Origin of the sequence: Paraclostridium sp., from assembly GCF_051657365.1 — a bacterium.
Lineage (GTDB): Bacteria > Bacillota > Clostridia > Peptostreptococcales > Peptostreptococcaceae > Paraclostridium.
Genome location: NZ_JBOFKN010000153.1, coordinates 69201 through 75605 on the forward strand (window position 1 = coordinate 69201; position 6405 = coordinate 75605).

The 6405-nt window shown below is 26.3% G+C and carries 6 protein-coding genes and 1 other annotated feature; of the genes, 3 read left to right on the forward strand and 3 right to left on the reverse strand.

Features of this window, described 5'->3' with window-relative positions:
• Entirely contained in the window at nt 1-519 is a 519-nt protein-coding gene (locus tag ACRCYC_RS11120) for a GNAT family N-acetyltransferase (RefSeq protein ID WP_438619208.1), read from the reverse strand.
• 239 nt (nt 520-758) lie between these two features.
• Nucleotides 759-1021: a binding site (T-box leader), on the forward strand.
• Between the two features lie 96 nt (nt 1022-1117).
• On the opposite strand from ACRCYC_RS11120, the gene ACRCYC_RS11125 reads away from it, so the two are divergent.
• The 3 genes from ACRCYC_RS11125 to ACRCYC_RS11135 all read left to right on the forward strand — a co-directional run bounded on the left by ACRCYC_RS11125 (nt 1118) and on the right by ACRCYC_RS11135 (nt 3196).
• Nucleotides 1118-1909, forward strand: coding sequence for an amino acid ABC transporter substrate-binding protein (locus tag ACRCYC_RS11125; protein ID WP_438619209.1), 792 nt, complete (start codon nt 1118-1120; stop codon nt 1907-1909).
• A 17-nt stretch (nt 1910-1926) separates the two neighbouring features.
• Nucleotides 1927-2412 carry an amino acid ABC transporter permease gene (locus ACRCYC_RS11130; protein ID WP_438619210.1) on the forward strand — a complete coding sequence of 162 codons (486 nt, stop codon included), beginning with the start codon at nt 1927-1929 and terminating at the stop codon, nt 2410-2412.
• 127 nt (nt 2413-2539) lie between these two features.
• Nucleotides 2540-3196 (forward strand): amino acid ABC transporter ATP-binding protein, encoded by a 657-nt coding sequence (locus ACRCYC_RS11135; protein WP_438619211.1) that lies wholly within the window; start codon nt 2540-2542, stop codon nt 3194-3196.
• A 247-nt stretch (nt 3197-3443) separates the two neighbouring features.
• Here ACRCYC_RS11135 and ACRCYC_RS11140 read toward each other — a convergent pair whose 3' ends face one another.
• Nucleotides 3444-4727 (reverse strand): ATP-binding protein, encoded by a 1284-nt coding sequence (locus tag ACRCYC_RS11140; RefSeq protein ID WP_438619212.1) that lies wholly within the window; start codon nt 4725-4727, stop codon nt 3444-3446.
• A gap of 258 nt (nt 4728-4985) precedes the next feature.
• Nucleotides 4986-6182 (reverse strand): NupC/NupG family nucleoside CNT transporter, encoded by a 1197-nt coding sequence (locus ACRCYC_RS11145; RefSeq protein ID WP_438619213.1) that lies wholly within the window; start codon nt 6180-6182, stop codon nt 4986-4988.
• Between the last annotated feature and the right edge of the window lie 223 nt (nt 6183-6405).

Here is a 6405-nt window from a genome sequence, read left to right on the forward strand (position 1 = left end):
CTATTTTTCAATAGAGTAAATTAAATGTCTCATTTCTTTACCTTCATATAATTTTGTGAATTCACCTTCTATTTTCATATTCAATCTCTGCGCTACCATACAAGAAGCTTTATTTTCAGGTCTTATTTGAGCTATTACTTTATCTGCATTAAGGTTTTTAAAAGCATAATCAATACATGATGCTACACCTTCAGTCGCATACCCTTTGCCCCAATATTTTTTATTTAATATATATGCCACTCCTATAAAGTCACTTCCATTTATGCTCTCTACCAATGGCCCCATGACTCCTATAACACTTTCATTATCTTTGTTTATAGCTAAGTAATAACTATATCCATCATTGCTATATCTATCTATATTTTTATTTATCCATTGTATTACTTCATCCTTAGAAAAAGACTTTTCCCATGCATACATAATATCTATATCTTGTAATATCTCTGCTATTTCTTCATAATCATTTTCATTTATTTTTCTTAAAATCAATCTTTTCGTCTCTATAACTATATTTTCCATAGCGACCCCTTTCTCTTTCGATTTAGTTTTACTAGTTATTAAAATAATTATATCAGATTACTATTGTAAATGTAGTTATATAAAACTACTCATATAGCCTCCTTATTTCATAGTTTCTAAATAGTCCTACTCTTACATATATTTTTTTACTATAAATTACCATATAAAATTTATCATTATATGTATTGACACCTTTTTAAAAAAGTTTTATTATTGATAACAATACGAAATACAGTTAATTAAATGCAATGATAAGAAATAGTAAAAGTAAACATCTTTAACAGAGAGCTACCGTTTGGTGAGAGGTGCAATTGATTTTACTTTGAACACATCTTTGAGCAGAACACCGAAAAGTTAAATCTTACTAGGCTGTTTCCGGATCCCCCTGCACCCGTTATCGTGCTAGAGTATAAACATTATTAATGTCGTACTCAAAGAGGTTAATGTCGTAAGGCATTAATAAAAAGAGGTGGAACCACGTGAGTTAACTCCCGTCCTCTAGCAATAGCTAGAGGCGGGAGTTTTTTTAGTTTATTTCATTATGCGCGCAAAGAAATATACTTATTATTTTCAATTTTTATTTAAGGAGATTTTATATATGAAAAATAACACTAAAATATTAATCTTATTATCATTATTCATAACTTTTGCATTTTCTCTTTTAGGATTTAGCAACCAAACTACTACATTAAAAACTACCCATGATAGAAATACAGTAGTAATAGGATATGATAATAGTTTCGTACCAATGGGTTTTCTAGATGAAGATAATAATGCCGTAGGATTTGATATAGATTTAGCTAAAGAAGTTTTCTCTAGAGTAAATATGAAAGTCAAATTTCAAAATATAGACTGGGCTATGAAAGATACAGAATTAAATTCAGGTAACGTAGATGCACTTTGGAATGGATATACTCTTACTGATGAAAGAAAGAAAAAGATAAATTACTCAACACCTTATTTAACTAATAAGCAGGTTATAGTAACTTTGAAAAATTCAGCTATACATACCAAAGATGATTTAAATAATAAATCTTTAGGTACTCAACAAGGAAGTTCAGGTTTTGAAGCCATAGAAAAAAATACTAAACTCGTTGAAAATTTAAAAGACAAAACCCCAATATTATACGATAGCTTTGATAATGCATTTAGAGATCTTGAATATAAACGAGTTGATGCAGTTGTTGCCGATGAAGTTTTAGCTAGATATTATATATCTCATTCAAAGAAAAATAGTTTTACTATTCTAAAAAATAATTTTGGAAAAGAAAGCTTTGTTGTAGGTTTTAAAAAAGGAAACAACCAACTTAGAGATAAAGTGAATACAATTTTAGAAGAAATTAAAAATGATGGAACTTACAATGAAGTTTATAATAAATGGTTTAATTAAAATTAGGAGGAATCTATATGTTACAAGGATTAAAAATAGTTTTTATAGTGTTTTTATTGACACTAATATTCTCAATACCACTAGGTATAATTATCTGTTCTTTAAGATTATCTAAAAATAATGTTTTAAAATCTATATCAAAATTTTACATTCTTATATTTAGAGGTACGCCTCTTTTATTACAATTGATTTTCATATTCTACGGTCTACCTCTTATAGGACTGATTTTTGATAGATTCACAGTTGCAATCCTTGCCTTCACTTTAAATTATAGTGCATATTTTGCAGAAATTTTTAGAGGTGGTATTAATTCAATCGATAAAGGTCAATATGAAGCCTGCTCTGTTCTTGGCTTTAGCAAATTTATAACTTATAAAAAAATCATAGCACCTCAAGTTGTAAAAATCATTTTAGCTCCAATGTCAAACGAAGTTATTACTCTTATCAAAGATACTTCTTTAGTTTATATATTGGGACTTAACGATAGCTCAAATAGCATCTAATAGAACCCTTAGCTTGCTACCTTTAATAGAAGTTGGGTTTGTATATTTAATATTAGTTTTAATAGTAAGTAATATATTTAAAAAACTAGAAAATAGTTATTCATATTATAGTAATTAGGAGGTTGTTATGTTAATTGTAAAAAACTTAAATAAATCCTTTAAAAATAATGAGATTTTTAAAAATATATCCTTTACATTAGCTAAAGGTGAAGTAATTGGAATAGTTGGAAAATCTGGTGCTGGAAAAACTACCCTACTTAGATGTATATCCGGCCTTGAAAATTTCGATAAAGGTGAAATTATTGTAGACAACAAAGTTTTTAAAAATTCTAAAGACATTTTAAACTTAAAAGGAGATATAGGTATGGTCTTTCAAAGCTTCAATTTATTTCCTCATATGACTGTACTCGAAAATATAATAACAGCTCCAGTAAATGTTTTAAATCAAAGCAAAGAAAATGCTACTAAAGACGCCCTTAATATTTTAAAAAGATTTGGTTTAGAAGATAAAATAAATGCTTATCCATGTGAATTATCTGGTGGGCAAAAACAAAGAGTATCTATTGCACGCTCTTTTGCTTTATCTCCTAAAATCTTATGTTTTGATGAGCCTACTTCTGCACTTGATCCTAATAGTATTAATGATGTTGTTAATATTATTAATACATTAAAACAGCAAGGTGTATCAATTCTTATCATAACTCATGATTTTAATTTTGCAAAAAAAGTTTCAGATAAAATTATGAATATTAAAAATGGATTTATAGAAATTACAAATATTTAAACTGTATTACCATATTTAAAAGGATTTAGAAATTATTAGTATAATATAATATTAATTAGATTTTAATCTAGGGGGGAAAATCTTATGATATATATCTTTTTATTTTTTATTTTATTATTTTATACTTATGCTGTAGTAAATGAAAACTTAATTTTAAACTACGAAGCTAATGATTCTAATTTTTAAAAACTTTTCAATAAAAAAGACTATATTTTAGTTTTTTCTAAAATATAGCCTTTTTTATTAATTAAACCACTTTTTTTATAATTGGTATCTGGATATTAAACTCAGTTTCCATATCGTCACTTTCTACATCTATACTGCAATTATGCTCTTCAAGTAATTGTTTTATAGAATACAGTCCATAACCTCTATTTTCACCTTTAGATGAATATGCAATTTCAAATATTTTTTTTCTATCTTTTATTCTTGATCCATTATTTTTAATAGATATATTATGATGTTCTTCATCTTTATATATATCTACATGGACATATTTATACTCTTTGTCACTATTTTTAAGTTCATCAATTGCATTATCTATTATATTTAGAAGTATAGAACTAACTTCTGAATCTGATAATTCTATGTTTTCTAACAAGCTATCTATACATGCAGTTAAATCTATTTCATTTTTAGATGCCTTTAATTTTTTCGTATTTAATATTGCATCGATACAGTGATTCCCAGTCAAAAAATCTACACATATATTACTATCACAATCAGCCATTCCCAATATATACCTTTTAGCATCTTCTATCTTTCCACTAGACATTTGCATAAGTATTATTTGTAAATGGTTCATATAATCATGTCTTTGAATTCTTAACGCATCAATATTTTCTTCCATTTGCTTTAAATTTTTTTCCATTAATTTTTTTTCTAATTCATTTAATGCTTTTCTTTTATCATAATTTATTATACTTATAAGTAATGTAAATAATATAATAACTAATGCTAAAACTATAAATGTACGCATAACTATTTCCATACCAAATCCCATATTGCTTACATTATATATAAGTAATATTAAAACTCCAATTATAGACATAGTTAAAAAACTTATATACAAAAGTATATGTTGCATATATCTATTTTTTTCTGAAATTTTTTTTATATCCAAAGCATGAAAAAAATACTTGTATTTAAGTATCTTCATTAAAACAATCATAAATAATAAGGATACATAACATGATAATGTTCTTAAAAAATTATTTCCTAATATAACATTAAGATTTACTCCTGTAAAACTTATAAATGTTATTGTTATTACTTCTGTGATCATTTTAATACCTAAAATAAGTGCAGTTACAATAAAACAGCGTACTAAATTAACCTTAGAATATATGTGAATTATAATAGCTATTGTAAAATATAATAATAAATTACTAATACTTACAGGTAAAGTATTTTTTAAAAAAGCCATGGCTAATACATAAGTTATAGACATACTCATTATTTGTTTTCGATTTATTTTATCTATAATTATACCTATTGATGAAAATATAACTATAGCTTCAGGGATGCCCATAAAAACCAAATTTGATATACTTATTTTAATCGCCCCTTTTGCTCTTTAGTTTTAATGTTAAATTTTATTTTTATATTTATAATATTATCATAATGTTACATAGTTTTCTATATTTTGACAAGAATTACCATATTTTTTTATAAATCCAAGTACATTCCATCATAAGCAAATTTTATATCTTTATATTTCTTTTGTAATTGTATAGTTACTTTTTTACGCAATAAAAAAAGATTTGAGAATACTCAAATCTTTTTTTTATTAGAATAATAATATTAATCCTACTATCATAGCTGATAATGTACTTACTAAAAATCCACCTATCATACCTTTAAAAGCTATATTAGATATTTCTGTTCTTCTTTCTGGACAAAATACTGATATACCTGATATACATATACCTATACTTGATATATTAGCAAATCCAGCTAAAGATATTGATATAACTAAAGCAGTTCTAGGATCAAGAGTCTTTATTATTTGTCCTAAATCTCCAAATGCTATAAACTCATTAAGAACCATCTTAGTACCTAATAATTGACCTGCTGTTAATACATTTGATGGATCAAGACCCATTAATAGTCCAAGTGGTGCAAATATGTATGATAATATTTGTTGTAATGATAAACCTATCACTCCTAATCCACCATTAACTAAAGCAACTAACCCTGTTATAGCTATTAATGCTGCTCCTATACCAAATGCCATTTGCATACCATTTGTAGCTCCTTCTGATATAGCTGACATTATATTTGTATGAGCACCTTTTCTATCCATTTCAACCTTTTCAACTACCTCTTCATGTTGAGTTTCAGGTATTAATAGTTTAGATACAATTATACTACTTAATGGAACTAATGCCCCTGCTATAAGTAAATATTCCATAGGTATACCCATTCCTACATATCCCATTAAAACTGTAGCTGACATACTACCCATACCAGATATTAAAACTAGCATAAGTTCACTTGTAGTCATTAAGTGTAAGTATTTACTTACAAGTATTGGAGATTCCGTTTGTCCTAAGAACATATTTGCAACTGCAACAAAACTCTCTACAGCACTTGTTCCTAAAACCTTTTGTATTGCACCACCTATTATTTTAACTACGAAGTTTATAACTCCTAGATAATAAAGTGCACCTACTAATGCTCCTATAAATACTATGTTTCCAAGAACTGATATCGCAAATATAAATCCATTACTTCCATCAGCTAATGGTCCGAATACGAAAGTAAGACCTTCCATTCCATAACTTAATATATTCGTTACGAAGTCAGATACTACTTGTACGACATTTCTCCCTGCTGGGAATTTAACTAAGAAAAAGGCAAGTACAAATTGTATTAGTAAAGCCTTTCCTATAAGTTTCTTATTTACCGACGCTTTGTCAGAAGATACTAGGTAAAGCACACCTAATAATACTATGATTCCTAAAATGTTTAAAATTATTGACATAGCTTACTCCTTTTTATTTAGTTTTTTGCATTAAATATATTATACACTATTCTCGACATTTTTCTACCACTTTTTACTTATTTTTATAATTTAATTTGTATATATCACTATAATTTATTATTTATGTTATATATTCTCCGCATTTTTCATATTTTTATTTATTTTTTATGTAAAATGGGATAATTATATCCCATTTATATTTTAAAGCTTCCAGCTTTTTAGT

Excerpts from the sequence above, each read along its gene's own strand:
- ACRCYC_RS11120 (WP_438619208.1), bottom strand. The coding sequence starts at position 519 with ATGGAAAATATAGTTATAGAGACGAAAAGATTGATTTTAAGAAAAATA.
- ACRCYC_RS11125 (WP_438619209.1), top strand. The coding sequence starts at position 1,118 with ATGAAAAATAACACTAAAATATTAATCTTATTATCATTATTCATAACT.
- ACRCYC_RS11130 (WP_438619210.1), top strand. The coding sequence starts at position 1,927 with ATGTTACAAGGATTAAAAATAGTTTTTATAGTGTTTTTATTGACACTA.
- ACRCYC_RS11135 (WP_438619211.1), top strand. The coding sequence starts at position 2,540 with ATGTTAATTGTAAAAAACTTAAATAAATCCTTTAAAAATAATGAGATT.
- ACRCYC_RS11140 (WP_438619212.1), bottom strand. The coding sequence starts at position 4,727 with ATGGGCATCCCTGAAGCTATAGTTATATTTTCATCAATAGGTATAATT.
- ACRCYC_RS11145 (WP_438619213.1), bottom strand. The coding sequence starts at position 6,182 with ATGTCAATAATTTTAAACATTTTAGGAATCATAGTATTATTAGGTGTG.